The organism is Thioalkalivibrio sp. ALMg9 (genome assembly GCF_000380625.1).
GTDB classification, from domain to species: domain Bacteria; phylum Pseudomonadota; class Gammaproteobacteria; order Ectothiorhodospirales; family Ectothiorhodospiraceae; genus Thioalkalivibrio; species Thioalkalivibrio versutus.
This window is the reverse complement of sequence record NZ_AQYC01000008.1, coordinates 709,196-724,927: the sequence shown is the minus strand read 5'-3', so window position 1 is coordinate 724,927 and position 15,732 is coordinate 709,196. Positions and strand designations below refer to the sequence as shown.

The following is a 15,732-nucleotide window of genomic DNA, read 5'->3' as shown; positions in this document are numbered from 1 at the left end:
GGCCCTGCGGGCCGGTTTCAGTCGTGTGCGGAGAGTTGCGTGCGGGCGGTTTCGACGTCACGCGCGATCTGCGCGCGCAGCGTCTCCAGTCCCTCGAAGCGTTGTTCGCCGCGCACCTGCGCGACGGGTTCAAAACAGACGGCCTCGCCGTACAGGTCGGGCTGGCCCTCGAGTACGTGGGCCTCCAGACGCTGTTCGGTGCCACCCACCGTCGGACGCCAGCCGATGTTGGCGACGGCGGGCAGGGCCTCGCCGGAGGCCCGGCGCAGCCAGCCGGAGTACACCCCGCGCAGTGCCAGCGGCCATGGCCCCAGGCGCAGGTTCGCGGTAGGAAAGCCGATGGTGCGCCCGCGCTTGTCGCCGTGTGCAACCCGGCCGTGCAGCCGGTAGGGCCGCCCCAGGAGCTCCGCCACGCGGGCGAAGTCGCCGGCGACGGCGGCGGCACGCACCCGCGTGCTGCTGATGCGCCCCTCGGCGTCACGCACCGTCGGGGTGGATTCGACGGTGAAGCCGAGACGTTTGCCGGCCGTCTGCAGGGCCGACTGATCGCCCTCGCGTCCGCGTCCGAAACGGAAGTCGTCGCCCACCAGCACATGGCGGGCGCCCAGACGGCGATGCAGGACCTCCTCCATGAAGGCCGTGGCCGAAAGCCCCGCCAGCTGCGCGTCGAAACGCAGGACCCAGGCTGCGCCGAGGGCGCTGTCGCCCAGCGTCACCAGGCGATCGCGCAGCCGCTGCAGGCGGCCGGGTGGCGCGGGGGCCTGGGAGCGTGCGGCGAAGTACTCGCGGGGCAACGGCTCGAAGGTCATCAGGAGCGCCGGCGCCTGGCGATCCTGCGCCGCCTCGAGTAGCCGTCCCAGAACAGCCTGATGACCACGATGCAGACCATCAAAGTTGCCAATGGTCACCACCGCGCCATGCATGCCGGCTGCCTCGAACGCCTTGCTGTCGGCCGGCCCCAGGCCGCGAATCAGCCGCATCGCCCCGATCCCGCGCAAAACCGAAAGTATAACCCGCCGGGGCCTTCCCCGGCATCATTGATCGGTGCCTTCGCGCAGCAGCAAGTGGTGCGGGCGCACACCGGTCAGCCACAACGTGGCGGCGAGTGTGGCGGTGCCGGCCAGGATCAGGCCGGTGAGCGCCAGCAGGCGGGTGTCGACGGGCCACTCGGTCCACTGGCCGAACTCCGGCGAGAGCCAGATCAGCACCCCGATCATCGCGGCGAGCCCCAGGGGCAGCCCCAGGCGTAACGAGCGCAAACCCGGTCCTGGCTGGTAGATGCCCTCGCGGATCAGCCCGCGGTAGAGCAGCCCGGCGTTGATATAGGCCGAGGCCGAGGTGGCCAGCGCCAGTCCGGCGTGCGCTCCGGGCGTGCCGGAGAGGTACCACGGCAGCACAAAGGCGCCGTTCAGCACCATGTTCCAGAGCATGGCGATGATCGCGATCTTCACCGGGGTCTTGGTGTCCTGGCGAGCGAAGAAGCCAGGCGCCAGCACCTTGATCAGGATGAAGCCGGGCAGGCCCAGGGCATAGGCCGCCAGGGCCATCGCGGTCATGTAGGTATCGAACTGGGTGAAGGCCTGATACTGGATCAGCGTGGCCAGGATCGGCACTGCCAGCACGACCAGGCCGACCATGGAGGGCAGCGCGACCAGCATCGCCAGGCGCAGGGCCCAGTCCAGGGTGCGACCGAAGGCGGCCGGGTCGGCCAGGTTGTACTGCCGCGCCAGGCGCGGAAGGATCACCGTGCCGATCGCGATCCCGAACAGGGCCAGCGGCAGCTCCACGAAGCGGTCGCCGAAGTACAGCCAGGAGATTGATCCGGCCACCAGGAACGACGCGATCAGGGTGTCCACCAGCAGGTTGATCTGTACCACCGAGGTCCCGAGGATCGCCGGCAGCATCAGCTTCACGATCCGGCGCACCCCCTCGTGGGCGCGTCCAAAGCGCGGGCGCGGCAGTAGCCCCGCGCGCCACAGAAAGGGGATCTGGAAGGCCAGTTGCAGGGCCCCGGCGATAAACACCCCCCACGCGAGGGCGACCACCGGCTCGTCGAACATCGGCGCCAGCCACAGCGCGGCGACGATCATCGACAGGTTCAGGAAGACCGGGGTGAAGGCCGGCACCGCAAAGCGCCCGATGCTGTTGAGAATGCCGGCTGCCATCGCGGTCAGGGAGATGAACAGCAGATACGGGAAGGTGATCCGCAGCATGGCTGCGGCGAGGTCCTGGCGCCCGGCCTCCTGGGTGCCCAGCCCCGGGGCGAACACCCAGATCAGTGCCGGCGCCGCCAGGATCCCGATCAGGGTCACGACGGTGACCACTGTCATCAGGGTGCCGGCGGTGTGATCCAGCAAATCACGCAGGGCCTCGCGTCCGCGCTTCTCGCGAAACTCCGCGAACACCGGAACGAAGGCCTGGTTGAAGGCGCCCTCGGCGAACAGTCGGCGCAGAAAATTCGGGATGCGGAAGGCGACGAAAAAGGCGTCGGTGGCCGGGCCGGCGCCGAAGGTGACCGCCAGCACCATGTCGCGCAGATAGCCCATGATCCGGGAGATCATGGTCATGCCACTGACGACGGCGGTGGAGCGAAACAGGCGGTTCATCGCGTGCGGGAGCAGCCTTCGGGAAAGCCCCGCAGTGTACTTGAATCATTCTCGATGAACTTCCGCATTCACCACGAAGCGCACGAAGACATGCAGGAGGTCCGGGTCAAGGGCGATTGCACTGCGGATGAGCACTGCGAATCCGTCTGTTCGTGTGCTTCGTGGTGAATACAGAACGCCGGACACGAAAAAGGCCGCCCGGAGGCGGCCTTTTCGGACGGTCCAACGAAGGAGCCGTCAGCCTTGGGAGTGGCGCCTTAGATGGCGGTCACTTCGCCGGCGGCCAGGCCCTTGGCGGTTTCCTGGATTTCAAAGGAGACCTTCTGGCCTTCGGCCAGGGTCTTGAAACCCGAACCGCTGATCGCGGAAAAATGGACGAATACGTCCTTGCCGCCATCATCGGGGGTAATGAAACCAAAACCCTTGCTCTCGTTGAACCACTTCACAACACCAGTATTCACAACTTGTAACCTCTTCATGTAACTAACAAATGTGTTCGTGGCATGCTGCCAACAGATCAACGGGAGCACTGGTTCAGAAACTAGAAACTTCCTAGTGTTGTCGCTCAACCACGAATCACGCTCCCGACTATACGCGCCATCCCAGGCAAAATCCAACGCACCTTCATGAACCTTTTTTGGCGCTGCGAAGCCGATTTTCCGGGTTGGGTCGCGGTCCACGTCCGAACCGCACAAGGCCGCGAAGAAAGGCAGAATCAAGAGCGTTTCCACTACGGTTTTCTGCGTGCGAAACAGAAACGGGCGTCAGAGTTGACGGATGTCGACGAAGCTGCCGCGGGTCGTGTGGCGCAGGCGCGGCAGGGCATCCAGGATGGCGCGCGCGGCGTTTTCCGGGTCGGGCATGTCCGGGGTGCCGCGCGCCGCCTTCAGGCGCTGGAGTACCGGGAAGCTCTCGCGGTCGGCCTCGTCGCACAGGTAGTCCTGCATCGCGGTGTCGACCAGGCCCGGGGCGAAGGCGTTGATGGCGGTCTCTTCGGGGAATTCGTGCGCGTAGAGCTGCATCATCATGTTCAGCGCGGCCTTGGACAGCGAATAGCCGCTCCAGCCGGCATGCCCGGAGACCGACGCGCCGGAGGAGATCGCGATGATCTGGCCGACGGCCACACGATGCTTCAGCAGCGCGTCGAGGATGACTTTGTTGGCGAAGGTGTTCACGTCCATCAGCAGGCGCAACTCGTCCATCGGCGCGTCCTGCATGCGCTGCATGTGGCCCAGTAGCCCGGCGTTGAGCACCACCAGATCAACGCGGTCCACGCCGCCCAGCAGTCGCTCCATTGCGGCCCCGGTGGCGTTGAAATCGCCCAGATCCACTTTTTCGTCGCCGCTCACCCCGGCCTCGGGGCAGCCGCGCCGGCTCATGCCGTAGACGCGGGCGCCTTGTTCCAGCAACACCCGGGTCATCCCCAGACCCAGGCCACTGGAATTGCCGGTGACGAGTGCCGAACCGAAACCGCTGTCCTGCATGTCGTTCTCCTTGGTTTTTCTGTTGGGCAGATTGTCTACCACGAAGCGCACGAAGGCACGAAGAAGGGCCAGGTCAAGACAGATTCCACCACGGAGGGCGCAGAGAAAACCGCAAAGACTTCAGGCGGATTGGCAGCGTATCGGGTCGAGGCCCGGCAGTTCCGTGAGACGGATGCGATTCGCGGCGCTCATCCTCCCCACTCCATTGCCCTGAGTTTGCTCCGTGCCCTCTTGCGCTTCGTGGTGCACACAAAAAGCGCCTACCCTGGTGTGTGTGCGCGTTCCTTCCATTCGCGTTCGAGCTGGGTGGCGGGCATCGGGCGGCCGAGCAGGAAGCCCTGGACCTCGTCGCAGCCCATCTCGCGCAGGAATGCGTGCTGCTGTTCGGTCTCCACGCCCTCGGCCAGGACCCGCAACTTCAGGGTTTTGCCCAGGCCGATGATCGCGCGGGTGATCGCCTCGTCGTCCGGGTCGTTGCCGATACCCCAGGTGAATTCACGGTCGATCTTCAGCGTGGTCAGCGGCAGCCGCCGCAGGTAGCGCAGGGACGACTGCCCGGTGCCGAAGTCGTCGATCGCCACCGAGACGCCCAGACGCACCAGACGCTGGAGCATCTCGGCCGCCGCGTCGATATCCTCGACCAGCACGCTCTCGGTGATCTCCACCTCCAGGCGCTCGGGGGCGAGCCCGGCCGCCTGCAGGGTTTCCAGGATGCGCTCGGGCAGCTCGGGGTCGGCGAACTGCCGGGCGGACAGGTTGATGGCCAGGCGCAGCGGTGGCAGGCCCAGGCGATCCCATTCCGCCAGTTGCTGGGTGGCGGTGCGCAGGACCCAGTCGCCGATGGGCACGATCAGCCCGGTCTTCTCCGCCAGCGGGATGAATTCGCCCGGCGACACCATTCCGCGCTCGGGGTGGCGCCAGCGGATCAGGGTCTCGACACCGACAGTGTGGCCGCGATTCAGTCCGATCTGCGGCTGATAGTGGAGCTCGAATTCTTGCTGGCGAAGCGCGCCACGCAGTCCCTGTTCCAGCTCCAGCTGTTCGCGCGCCTGGGTGTTCAGCTCCTGCGTATAGAAGCGGCAGGTGTTGCCGCCAGAACCCTTGGCCTCGTGCAGGGCGCTGGTGGCATGGCGCAGCAGGTCGTCCTTGCCGCGCGCATCCTGCGGGAACAGGCTGATGCCCACGCTGCTGGTGGCGACATGCTGGCCCTTCCCGAGCGCAAACGGTTCCGAGCAGTGATCCAGAATGGCCTGCGCGCGTTCCTGCGCATGGGCGAGGTCCTCGATCTCGGTCAGGATCACGGCGAACTCGTCGGAGGCCAGTCGGGCCAGGGTATCGCGCGGGCGCAGGAGGTTTTGCAAGCGCCGGGCCAGGGCATTCAACAGGGCGTCCCCGGCGTCGTGGCCCAGGGTGCTGTTGATGGAGGTGAAACGATCGATGTCCAGCAGCAGTACCGCCAGCGATTCCCCCTGACGCTCGGCCTCGCCCAGGGCGGCGCGCAATCGGCTGCGCAGCCCGGTGCGGTTGGGCAGGCCCGTCAGGGCGTCGAAATTCACCAGCTTGAACAGCGCCTGCTCGGTTTTCTCGCGCTCGGTCAGGTCCTGATGGATGCCGAGGATGCGGGCGGGCGGATCCGCGGCGCGCTCGCCCTCGGCCAGCATGTAGCGTTCCTCGCCGTTGGGCAGTAGCAGGCGGTGCCGAATCGAGAAACGCTCGGTTTCCCCGTTGGCCAGGCGCAGCAGGGCAAAGGCCAGGGCCGCGCGGTCATCCGGATGGGTGGCTTCGACCAGCGCCTCGCGGGGCATGGAGCGGGGCCGGTCTTCATGCCCGAACAGGACGCTGGCACTGGGTGACAGCTGGAGTTCGTCGGTCTCCAGTATGAATTCCCAGTGGCCGATCCGGGCTACCCGCTGCGCGGCCACCAGGCGCCGATGACTGTCCTGCAGGGCCTGTTCGGCGCGCATGCGTTCTTGCACCTGACGGGTCAGCAGGTCGATGGCCTCGCGCAGGTGTTCGGCCTGTTCCGGCGTGTCGGCGGGGTGCCCCGGCCGCTGCTCGCGCAGCACCACGAACTGCACGTGTTCATGCGTGTGCTGGCAGGTTCCGATATCGAGCAGGGCCGGCCGCGACTGGCCGTCCTCGCAGAGGAGTTCAACAGGGTCGCGGCGGGGGATCCAGCCATCCGCGCGCGTCGATTCGCGCAGCCGTTCGAGTAGATCGAAGGCCGGATCGCGGGGTGTGATCAGGGCAGCCAGGTCGCGTCCGTCCAGGCTGCAGGCGGTCGTGCCGAACAAGCGTTCCGCCGCCGGGTTGGCGTAGCGCACGTGGCCATCGGCCGTGACGAACAGCACCGCCTCGCTCAGGGCGTTGACCAGATCGATCGGCGCTGGGCTGTGCATGGCTTCCAGGGCGTAGGTCATCCTGACACTCCACCCTTGGACCCGGTCCCCGCGGCGGCGCCCCAACGATAATCCGCCTCCACCAGGTTGCCGCTGCCGTGATAGCGAACCTGCTCGCAGAGCTGACGCACCAGGTTCAGACCGCGCCCCCATAGGCGCTTGTCGCCACGGCCTTCCAGGGCCTCCTGGATCTGGCGGTGGTCAAAGCCCGGCCCGCTGTCGCGCACCCGGATGCGGATGCAGTGCTGGCCGGCCATGGGCCGGTAGCGCAGGGAGATGCCGATCCGGCCGCGAATGTCCCGCAGCCCCTCGGTCCGCTGCTGGTAGTACTGCTCGAAGCCCTCCACCGTGGCCTTCATGTCGGAGTCCAGGCGCAATACGCCGTGTTCGAAGCCGTTGTTGCAAAGCTCGGCGATCACCGTCTGCAGCGCCTCTGCGTGTCCACCCCCCAGGTTCGGCAGCCATTCCAGCAGCTGGGTTCGGGCGGCACCGACCAGATCAACCTCGGCCAGGCGCTGGTCACTGGCCTCCAGCGACCAGCGCAGGGTGCCCCGGAGCTGGCGATCCTGCGGGTGCTCGCTCTCGGTGACCACGGCGGGAGAGCAGTCGATGGTCACCAGGGTCATGTCGTCGGTGGGTGTCTGATCGCCGCAGTGGGCCTCCAGCGCCTCGCGGATGCGCTCGAAGGCGTCCTCGGCAGATCGGCTCGCCTGGCAGTCCCGAAGGATCGTGTCTTCGCCGAACGCGGTCCCGGCGACATCGGTGGCCTCCAGCACCCCGTCGCTGACCAGCGTGAGCCAGTCGCCCTCGTCGAGGTCGAAGGAACGGGCGCCGGTATCGTGGTCGAGGCGGCCGAGGATGCCCAGGGGCATGGCCTGGGACTGGATGCGCCGTACCCGGTCCTGTTGCGTGTTGCACAGCCAGGCATCGGGCATGCCGCCGTTCCACAGGCGGACCCGGCGGCCGTCCGCGGAAAACGTGGCGAGCAGCGCGCCCATGAACATCGCGGCTGGCAGGAAGTCGTGCAGGACGTGGTTCAGCTCGTGCAGCAGTTCCTGGTCGTCCACGCCCTCCTGGGTCAGGGTGTGAAAGGTCTCGCTGACCGGATACGTCCCGATCGCGGCAGTCAGGCCGTGGCCGGTGAAGTCCCCGACCAGCACGCGCAGGGCTCCGTCGGGGGTGTACCCGGAGAGCACGACGTCGCCGCTGAAGGTGGAGGCCGCGTAGCGGTGCAGCCGCAACCGATCCAGGCCGCGATTGCGGCGGGTGATGGCGCGCGAGAACAGGCCTTCGGCGGTCTCTTCTTCCCAGGCCTGGCGAGCCTGGGCGCGCAGCAGGGCCTCATTGCGGCTTTGCAGCCCCGTGTGCAGGTCGCGCAGGCGCTCCATCGCATGGATCTTGGCCTTGAGGACCGCGAGATTCAGCGGCTTGCTGAGGAAATCATCCCCGCCCGACTCGATGCCGCGCAGCAGGGCATTCTCATCGTCCAGGGCGGTCAGGAAGATCACCGGGACGAAGCGATGGCCCATCTCGGCCTTGATGCGGGACGTGGCCTGGTAGCCGTCGAGCTCCGGCATCATCACGTCCATCAGGATCAGGTCCGGCACTTGCTCGCGGCAGGCCTCCACGGCCGCAAGACCGTTGTTGGCCTCGCGGATTCGGTATCCGGCGCCCATCAGCATCATTCGCAGCAGGCGGCGGTTGTGCGGGTCGTCGTCGACCACCAGCACCAGCCCCTCGCCGGAGATCAGATCGCCCGGCGAGGATTCGTTGCTGGTCGGGATGTCGGTCTGTTCGTCCACGACCCTGCTACTGAATGCGGAACAGGCGGCCGAAATTGGCGATATCCAGCACCTTGCGTACGCCCTGGGAGGCCCCGGCGACGGAGACATCGGAGAACTCGCCCCCGGCGTGTTCTCGCAGCAGGAGCAGCATGCCCAGAGCGGAGCTGTCCATGTATTCGGTCTGCGAGAGGTCCACGGTGTAACGCACGCCAGTCCCGGCGGTGTCGCGGTAGGCGGCGCGGAAGTCCTGGTGCTGTTCGAAGTCGAAGCGGCCCTTGACCCGGATGCGGACTTCCTTGCCGTCGTCGGAGGTGTGTTGCTCGATGCTCATATGCGATTCCTGGCGCTTTGGGGGGCTTCGTGCCCGGTGAAGTAGGCGCTGAACAAAGCCACCCTGGCTTGTTCGGCGCAAGCGATGCTGCAAACCCGAGTCGCAGCTTGCGGCGGAATCAACCGTTTGGTCCGGTCGATTTCGGCGGCACATCCGACGTGCCGCGGGGAGGCGCGAATGAAGCTGCGCTTCCCCGGCGGCTGATGGCCGGCGTGATGCCGGAAGGGCGACGTCGGCGGGGTGTTGGATGGCAAGACTTCAGAACAATTCCACGTCAGAACAATTCCACGTCGCCGGTGGCCATGTTCTGCTGGTCCACCGCGCGGTGGTAATTCTCCTGGCGACGCTCGCGCCACTCGCGCACGCGCTGGGCCATGGCCCGGGCGTCCTCGGTCGAGCGGGCCTCGTGCAGGATGCCTTGCAGCTCCTGCAGGTGAGTCACGGCCTCTTCGGCGGTACCCAGCGATTGCCGGGCGATGTCCTCGAACTGCAGTGAGCGTATGGCGATGGCAACCGCCTGGTGCATGCGCTCGCTTAACTCTGCTTCCTCGCGGATGCGTTCGTCCAGCTCGTCGGTGGCGCGCCGGGCGTATTCGAACAGGTGGGAAATGCGCTCCTTTTCGCCCATGGTGTCGCTCATGTCGCGCGAGGCCATGTCGTGCACCGTGCCATGCACCTTTCCGATCGACTCGCGGGCCTGGTCGATCTGCTTGCGGATGTCGTCGTGGAAGGTCGCCGAACGCTGCGACAGCGAGCGTACCTCGTCGGCCACCACCGAGAAGCCGCGCCCGGCCTCGCCGGCACGGGCCGCCTCAATGCTGGCGTTCAGCGCCAGCAGGTTGGTCTGCCCCGCGATCGCGCCGGCGCTGTCCAGCAGTTTGAACACCCCGTCCATGTGCTGGCTCATGTCTTCCATGTGGTGGGCGCTCTCGACACTCTGGCGACTGATCTGCACCAGGGTGTCGATGAACATTTGCAGGGTCTCGTCGGACTTGCGGGTCAGCTCGGTGATCACCTCGGCATTGGTCATGTCCTCGGCGTTGTTACCCTGGGAGGCATCGCGGCTCATCAACTCCGTCTGGCGGCCGGCAATCTCGTGCATCTCGTTGAAGCTGGAACCCAATTCCTTCACCGCCTCGGCGATCAGCCCGCGCTGTCGGCCGATCTCGGCCGACAGCTGCCCCAGTTCGAAATCCATTGCCTGATCCAGCTCGTCGGAGAGTTCTCGCCCGCCGGTGGGCTGGCCCGGGGATGCGCACTCATCGGAAGCGGTGTCAGCGGACGTCGGCCCGCGCTGCTGGATGCCCAGAGCCAGCAGCGCCGCCAGCCCGGCCAGGATCGCGGCGGCCAGTGCCTGCCACCAGGCGGCGGAGAAGCCGGCGATGATGGCCGCGAGCAGGAGCAGGGCGGTCAGTACCAGCGCCAGGGCTTTGTGGGCCGAATCCCGGGTGAGCCATTGCATGCGGTCGTCCATTCACATTGCTCCTATTGGCCGGATGCGGCGGCGTTGCGGTGGTCACGGATCAGGGACGCGGCGATGCCCCCCAGCGGCAGTACCTGCACCGCGGCGTCCAGTTTGACCGCTTCGCCAGGCATGCCCCAGACCAGGCTGGTGCTCTCGTTCTGGGCGATAGTGTGGGCGCCGGCGTCGCGCAGCGCTCGCAGACCGCGGGCGCCATCGTCGCCCATGCCCGTCAGCAGGGCGGCGACGACGTTGGCCCCCGCCTGCTCGGCGGCGGAGTTGAACAGCACGTCGACGCTGGGGCGGTGGCGGTTCACCGGCCCGCCCTGGTCGAGGCGGCAGATGTAGCGGGCGCCGTCGCGCGCCAGGCGCAGGTGGTAGTCGCTGCCTGGGGCCACATAGGCGTGCCCGGGCATCACGATATCGCCGTCCTCGGCCTCTTTCACGCTGAGTGCGGTGTTGCGGTCCATGCGTTCGGCAAAGGCGCGGCTGAACCCGGCCGGGATGTGCTGGGTGATGAGGATGCCCGGGGCGTCCGGCGGCAGCGCGACCAGCACCTCGCGCAGGGCCTCGGTGCCACCGGTAGAGGCGCCCAGGACGATGACCCGGTCGGTGGTTCGGAAACGTCCGCTGCCCGCGCTGGCCAGCCGCTGCGGTGCCGTGGCGGGTGTGGCGCTGCGTGCCTGCAGACGGACGCGCGCGGCCGTGCGGACCTTGTCGATCAGCACGTCGGCGTAGTCCTGCAGGGCATGGGAGACATCCACCTTGGGCTTGGTGACAAAATCCACTGCGCCGACCTCCAGCGCCTCCAGGGTCACGTCGGCCCCCTCCTCGGTCAGTGACGAGACCATCACAACCGGCATCGGGCGCAGCCGCATCAGATTGCGCAGGAAGGTGATGCCGTCCATCTTCGGCATCTCCACATCCAGGGTCAGCACGTCCGGTTCGTGTTGCTTGATCTTGGTGCGAGCGTCGAAGGGGTCGGCGGCGGCAGCCACGACCTCGATGTCCGGCGCCTGGGACAGGATTTCCGTAAGCAGCTTGCGGATCAGGGCCGAGTCGTCGACGACCAGGACGCGAATGGGCTTGGAGGTGGCAGACATCTAGAAGAGCTCCACGTCGCCCTGCAGGGGTTCGTCCTGCAGTCGGCGGCGGTAGTCCTGCTCGCGTTCGAGCAGGGTGTTGTTGTGCAGGGACACGAGCTTCTTGACCCGTGCCCGCCCGGTGGCGGGGAAGAACACGACCTTGCGCGGCCAGCGCCCGCCCACGTCTTCCGCCACCAGTTCCAGGTTCTCGTCCTGCAGGAACCGGCGCATGAAGGCGATGTTGCCCGCGCCGACATCGCTCATTCCGGCCATCACGCGGCCACCACCAAACATCTTGATGCGCAGATCCTCGCGCCGGGCTCCCAGCTTGAGCAGCTCGTTGATCAGGAACTCCATCGCGTGCGTACCGTAGCGGGTGGCGTTGGAGACGGCCGGTCCCCAGCCGCTGTCGCGGGCGCCATCCGGCAGCATGAAATGGTTCATGCCCCCGACCCCGGCTTCGGATGACCACACGCAGGCGGAGACGCAGGAGCCAAGCACCGTGGTGATCAGCTCCGAACGCGAAACCGACACATAGCATTCTCCCGGCAGCAGCTTCGCCGCCGGGCAGGCGTGCACCCGATCCCAGTAGCGGTTGATGTGCGCGAAGGCGTCATCGTGCAGCTGCGGCAGGGCGGACATCAGCCGGCCCGCCGGTACAGCGTCTGTTCCAGCAGCCGGAAGTCCTCGGTCACGCGGAACAGGGACTCCGAATGGCCGATGAACAGGTAGCCCTCCGGGCGTAGCAGCTTGGCAAAACGCTCCACCAGCTGCTTCTGGGTCGGCTTGTCGAAGTAGATCAGCGTGTTGCGGCAGAAGATCACGTCCAGCGGGCCCTTCATCGGCCACGGGTCGAACAGGTTCAGTTGGCGGAAGTGCACCATGGCGCGCAGATCGTCGCGGATCTTCACCCGGTCCTCGTTGGCCCCCTTGCCGCGCAGCAGCCAGCGTTTCTGGCGTGCCCGCGGGATGCCGGTGACGCGCTTGGCGTCATAGACCCCGGCGTCGGCATGCTCGACCACGCGCGAGTCGATATCGGTGGCGAGGATGCGTACGTCATCCGGCGAGGGCAGGGCCTCGGCCAGGGTCATGGCGATGGAGTAGGGCTCCTCGCCGGTGGAGCACCCCGCCGACCAGACCTTCAGCGGGCCGTTCGGGTTGCGCCGTCGGATCTCCTGCAGCACTGGGCCACCCAGCATCTCGAAGTGGTGCGGCTCGCGGAAGAACGCGGTCAGGTTGGTGGTGAGCGCATTGATGAACTCCTCGAGTTCGCCCTCGTCACCCCTCTCGACCCGGTCCAGATAGGTGTCGAAGGCGTCGAGACCGAGCACGCGCAGCCGCCGCGAGAGCCGGCTGAACACCAGCTCCTTCTTGCTCTCGTTGAGCATGATCCCGGTGCGTTCCTGCGTCAGGCGGACAACGCGCCGGAAGTCGCGCTCGCTCAGGCGGTCGGAGGCGGCCAATCAGTGTCTCCCCGAAATGGATGAATGACCGGGACTCAAAACTCTTCCCATTCTTCCGTGGCCGCCTGGCGCGAGGGGGCCGGGGTCGGCCGGTTGGCCGACCCGCCTTCGCGGTTACCGCCGGCGGAGGCCGGACGTTTCAGCCCGGTCGTGCCACCCGCCGTCCTGCCGGTGGCTGCGGCCGGTCGTGCATTCGACTGGGGCATGGCCTGGCGCGCCATCGGCACCTCGACGCCCTTGAAGAAGCTCATCAGGTCTAGGAGTTCGCGTGACTGGTCGTCCAGTGACTCGCTGGCGGCCGCGGCCTCTTCGACCAGCGCGGCGTTCTGTTGGGTGACCTCGTCGAGCTGGGTCACGGCCTTGTTGATCTCGTCGAGTCCGGTGGACTGCTCCTCGCTGGCGGCGGCGATCTCGGCAATGATGTCGGAGACCTTCTTCACCGAATCAACGATCTCCTCCAGCGCCTTGCCGGAGTTGTCGACCAGCTTGCTGCCCTCGCCAATGCGCTCCACCGAGTCGTTGATCAGGGTCTTGATCTCCTTGGCGGCCTGGGCACTGCGCTGTGCCAGGTTGCGCACCTCGGTGGCGACCACGGCAAAGCCACGTCCCTGCTCGCCAGCGCGGGCGGCTTCCACTGCCGCGTTGAGCGCCAGCAGGTTGGTCTGGAATGCGATCTCGTCGATCACACCGATGATGTCGGCGATCTTCTTCGACGACTGATTGATCTCGCCCATTGCCGAGACCGTCTTCTCCACGACCTGGCCGCCTTCCTGCGCCTTGTCACGCGCGGCGCTGGCGAGTTGATTGGCCTGGCGGGCATTGTCGGCGTTGGATTTCACCGTGGAGGTCATCTCCTCCATCGACGAGGCCGTCTCCTCCAACGAGGAGGCCTGCTCTTCCGTGCGCTGGGACAGGTCGGTGTTGCCCTGGGCGATCTCGGCCGAGGCCGAGCGCACGTTGCCGGCGCCCTCGAGGATCTGCCCGACCAGGTTGTCGAGGTTTTCCAGCGAGGTGTGGATGGCGTCGCGGAACTCGCCGAATTCGCCTTGGAATTCGCCCTCCATGCGGACGCTGAGGTCGCCCTCCGCCATGGCCTGCATGACGCGGGAGCCCTCGCGAACGGGCGGCACGACGGCGTCGAGCAGTTCGTTAACGCTTTCCGCGACCGTCTTGGTGAAGTCGCTGTAACGTTCCGCGTCCAGGCGTTCACCCAGTTTGCCGCTTGCGGCATCCCGGATAAGGGTATCGATCTCGGCCTCGGCGTTTCGCATCTCGGTGACATCCCGCCACTCCAGCATGTTGCCGGCGTAATTGCCGTCTTCGTCAATGATCGCTGTGGCGTTAATCCAGAAACGCAGATCACCCAGGCTGATCTCGGTCTCGTAGGGCAGCTTGGAGGGGTCTTTCAGAATCGAATGCTGATGCGACGGAACGGAGTGAAACTGGTCAATGGACTGGCCGACCATGTTGTACGGATCAAAGCTCGGGAACGCCTTGGTGAAGGCCTCCCGGTGCTTCTGGAACATGGCGGTCAGTGCGGCGTTGGAGAACGTGATGGTCATGTTCTCGTCGCACATCATGAGCGAGGACGAAGCGCCATCGATCGCGGCCCTGAAGCGGGCGCGCTCGCGTTCCGAGTGGTTCCACTCGGTCAAGTCCTGCCACTCCACCATGCTGCCGACGAGCGCGCCGTTGTCATCGGTGATTCCGGACGCCTGCAGCTTGAAATCGATGCCCCCGACCTCGATCTCGGCGGTGTACGGCATGCGTGCCGGGTTCGACAGGATGGCGCGCTGATGCGACGGGTCCTTGTGGAACTGGTCGATGGACTGCCCCACGAGGTTGTCCGGATCAAAGTTCGGGAAGTGCTGCTGCAGGACATGGCTACGTTTCCGCAGCAGGCTGATCACGGCCGAGTTGGCGTAGATGATGTTCATGTCGGTGTCGCACATCATTACGGCCATTTGCGAGCCTTCGCAGGCGGCGCGCATGAAACGCCCGTCCATCATCTCGTTCGGGTCATTGTGAGCGGCGTCGGTTTGCGGAATGGCGGCCATCGGGGTGTCCTCGCTTTGCTTGTTCGTCTGGCGCGATGCCGGGGTGCGGCGACGCGCGGGTTTGTTCGTTTTCTTGGAAGTGTCGGTTTGCGGGCCGGATAGGGGCTCGGGCGTGGCCGTAGCCGTAGCGGTCGGCCGGGTCGCGCCCGAGACCTCGTCGCCGCTCGCCTCGCCGGCCGCGCTGGATTCGTCCAGCCAGCCCAGCGGGTCATTGCCCAGCTTGTTGCGTTTGCGTGTCGTCATGGCCCGTTCTCCCTGGCTCGAGGCTCAGGCGTGTGCCGCCGTCGGGCGGGTGGTTGTTAGTGCCCCGGCCGCGACCAGGTCGGCGGCCAGTTGCTGAAAGTCCTCGGCCGCACGGTGACGCGGCTGGTACTCGAATATCGTCTGCCCGAAGCTCGGGCTTTCGGCTAGCACCACCGTCTCGCGGATGGTGGTCGGCAGCAGCGCCTCGGCGAAGTGCTCGCGGATGCGTTCGCGGACCTCGCGGGCATGCCGGCGCTGCTCGACAAAGCGCGACAGCACGATCCACTTCTTGCGGGCCGTGCCCAGGTGCGCCTCGACGCCCTGGAGGATGCGCATCAGTCGCGACAGGCCATTCAGGGCCAGGAAGTCACCGGCCACCGGGATCAGCATCTCGTCGGCCGCGATGATCGCGTTCATTCCCAGCAAGCCCGCCGAAGGCGGGCAGTCGATCAGCACGAAATCGAATGGCTGCTCCAGTGCGTCCAGGGCCTTCTTCAGGCGCCAGCCGCGTTCGGCGCCGCCCTGGTTCAGGTTCTCGACCTCCTGCAGCTGATCCCCGGCCGCGACGATCTGCAGTCCGTTGCCGGCTTCGCTGAAGGCATCCTGCAAACGGGCCCCGTCCTGCAGAACGCGGTCCAGACCGGCGGGGTCTTCCAGCCCGAAGGCCATGCTCAGGTGGCCTTGCGGGTCGGCGTCGATCGCCAGCACCCGGTAGCCCTGCAGGGCCAGGGCATGGGAGAGGTTCAGGGTTACCGTCGTCTTGCCGACCCCGCCTTTCTGGTTGATCACCGCGATGGTTCGCATGGTCCGTGTGCGAG

General features: G+C 66.6%; 13 protein-coding genes. All 13 read right to left on the bottom strand.

Annotation, left to right across the window (positions count from 1 at the left end; genetic code table 11):
* Window positions 1-17: 17 nt before the first annotated feature.
* On the bottom strand, window positions 18-980 hold the full coding sequence (gene ribF / locus F792_RS0108835) for a bifunctional riboflavin kinase/FAD synthetase (protein ID WP_018169267.1): 963 nt from the start codon (window positions 978-980) through the stop codon (window positions 18-20).
* 54 nt (window positions 981-1,034) lie between these two features.
* Complete coding sequence (murJ, locus tag F792_RS0108830; protein ID WP_018169266.1) at window positions 1,035-2,606, bottom strand: murein biosynthesis integral membrane protein MurJ; 1,572 nt, start codon at window positions 2,604-2,606, stop codon at window positions 1,035-1,037.
* A 257-nt stretch (window positions 2,607-2,863) separates the two neighbouring features.
* Window positions 2,864-3,085 carry a cold-shock protein gene (locus F792_RS0108820; RefSeq protein ID WP_196799411.1) on the bottom strand — a complete coding sequence of 74 codons (222 nt, stop codon included), beginning with the start codon at window positions 3,083-3,085 and terminating at the stop codon, window positions 2,864-2,866.
* A 285-nt stretch (window positions 3,086-3,370) separates the two neighbouring features.
* Complete coding sequence (locus tag F792_RS0108815; protein ID WP_018169265.1) at window positions 3,371-4,090, bottom strand: SDR family NAD(P)-dependent oxidoreductase; 720 nt, start codon at window positions 4,088-4,090, stop codon at window positions 3,371-3,373.
* A gap of 260 nt (window positions 4,091-4,350) precedes the next feature.
* Window positions 4,351-6,510 carry a bifunctional diguanylate cyclase/phosphodiesterase gene (locus F792_RS0108810; RefSeq protein ID WP_018169264.1) on the bottom strand — a complete coding sequence of 720 codons (2,160 nt, stop codon included), beginning with the start codon at window positions 6,508-6,510 and terminating at the stop codon, window positions 4,351-4,353.
* Window positions 6,507-8,291 carry a SpoIIE family protein phosphatase gene (locus tag F792_RS0108805; protein ID WP_018169263.1) on the bottom strand — a complete coding sequence of 595 codons (1,785 nt, stop codon included), beginning with the start codon at window positions 8,289-8,291 and terminating at the stop codon, window positions 6,507-6,509. Before F792_RS0108805 ends, F792_RS0108810 begins: the two co-directional genes overlap by 4 nt.
* 7 nt (window positions 8,292-8,298) lie before the next feature.
* On the bottom strand, window positions 8,299-8,604 hold the full coding sequence (locus F792_RS0108800; protein ID WP_018169262.1) for an STAS domain-containing protein: 306 nt from the start codon (window positions 8,602-8,604) through the stop codon (window positions 8,299-8,301).
* A gap of 274 nt (window positions 8,605-8,878) precedes the next feature.
* Window positions 8,879-10,078, bottom strand: coding sequence for a methyl-accepting chemotaxis protein (locus tag F792_RS0108795; protein ID WP_018169261.1), 1,200 nt, complete (start codon window positions 10,076-10,078; stop codon window positions 8,879-8,881).
* An 11-nt stretch (window positions 10,079-10,089) separates the two neighbouring features.
* Window positions 10,090-11,169 (bottom strand): chemotaxis response regulator protein-glutamate methylesterase, encoded by a 1,080-nt coding sequence (locus tag F792_RS0108790; RefSeq protein WP_018169260.1) that lies wholly within the window; start codon window positions 11,167-11,169, stop codon window positions 10,090-10,092.
* Complete coding sequence (gene cheD, locus F792_RS0108785) at window positions 11,170-11,793, bottom strand: chemoreceptor glutamine deamidase CheD (RefSeq protein WP_018169259.1); 624 nt, start codon at window positions 11,791-11,793, stop codon at window positions 11,170-11,172.
* Window positions 11,793-12,614, bottom strand: a complete 822-nt coding sequence (locus F792_RS0108780; RefSeq protein WP_018169258.1) for a protein-glutamate O-methyltransferase CheR — start codon at window positions 12,612-12,614, stop codon at window positions 11,793-11,795. The genes cheD and F792_RS0108780 overlap by 1 nt, the downstream gene beginning before the upstream one ends.
* 35 nt (window positions 12,615-12,649) lie before the next feature.
* Entirely contained in the window at window positions 12,650-14,914 is a 2,265-nt protein-coding gene (locus tag F792_RS0108775; RefSeq protein ID WP_018169257.1) for a methyl-accepting chemotaxis protein, read from the bottom strand.
* Window positions 14,915-14,938: 24 nt separating this feature from the next.
* Entirely contained in the window at window positions 14,939-15,718 is a 780-nt protein-coding gene (locus tag F792_RS0108770; protein WP_018169256.1) for a ParA family protein, read from the bottom strand.
* Window positions 15,719-15,732: the final 14 nt, after the last annotated feature.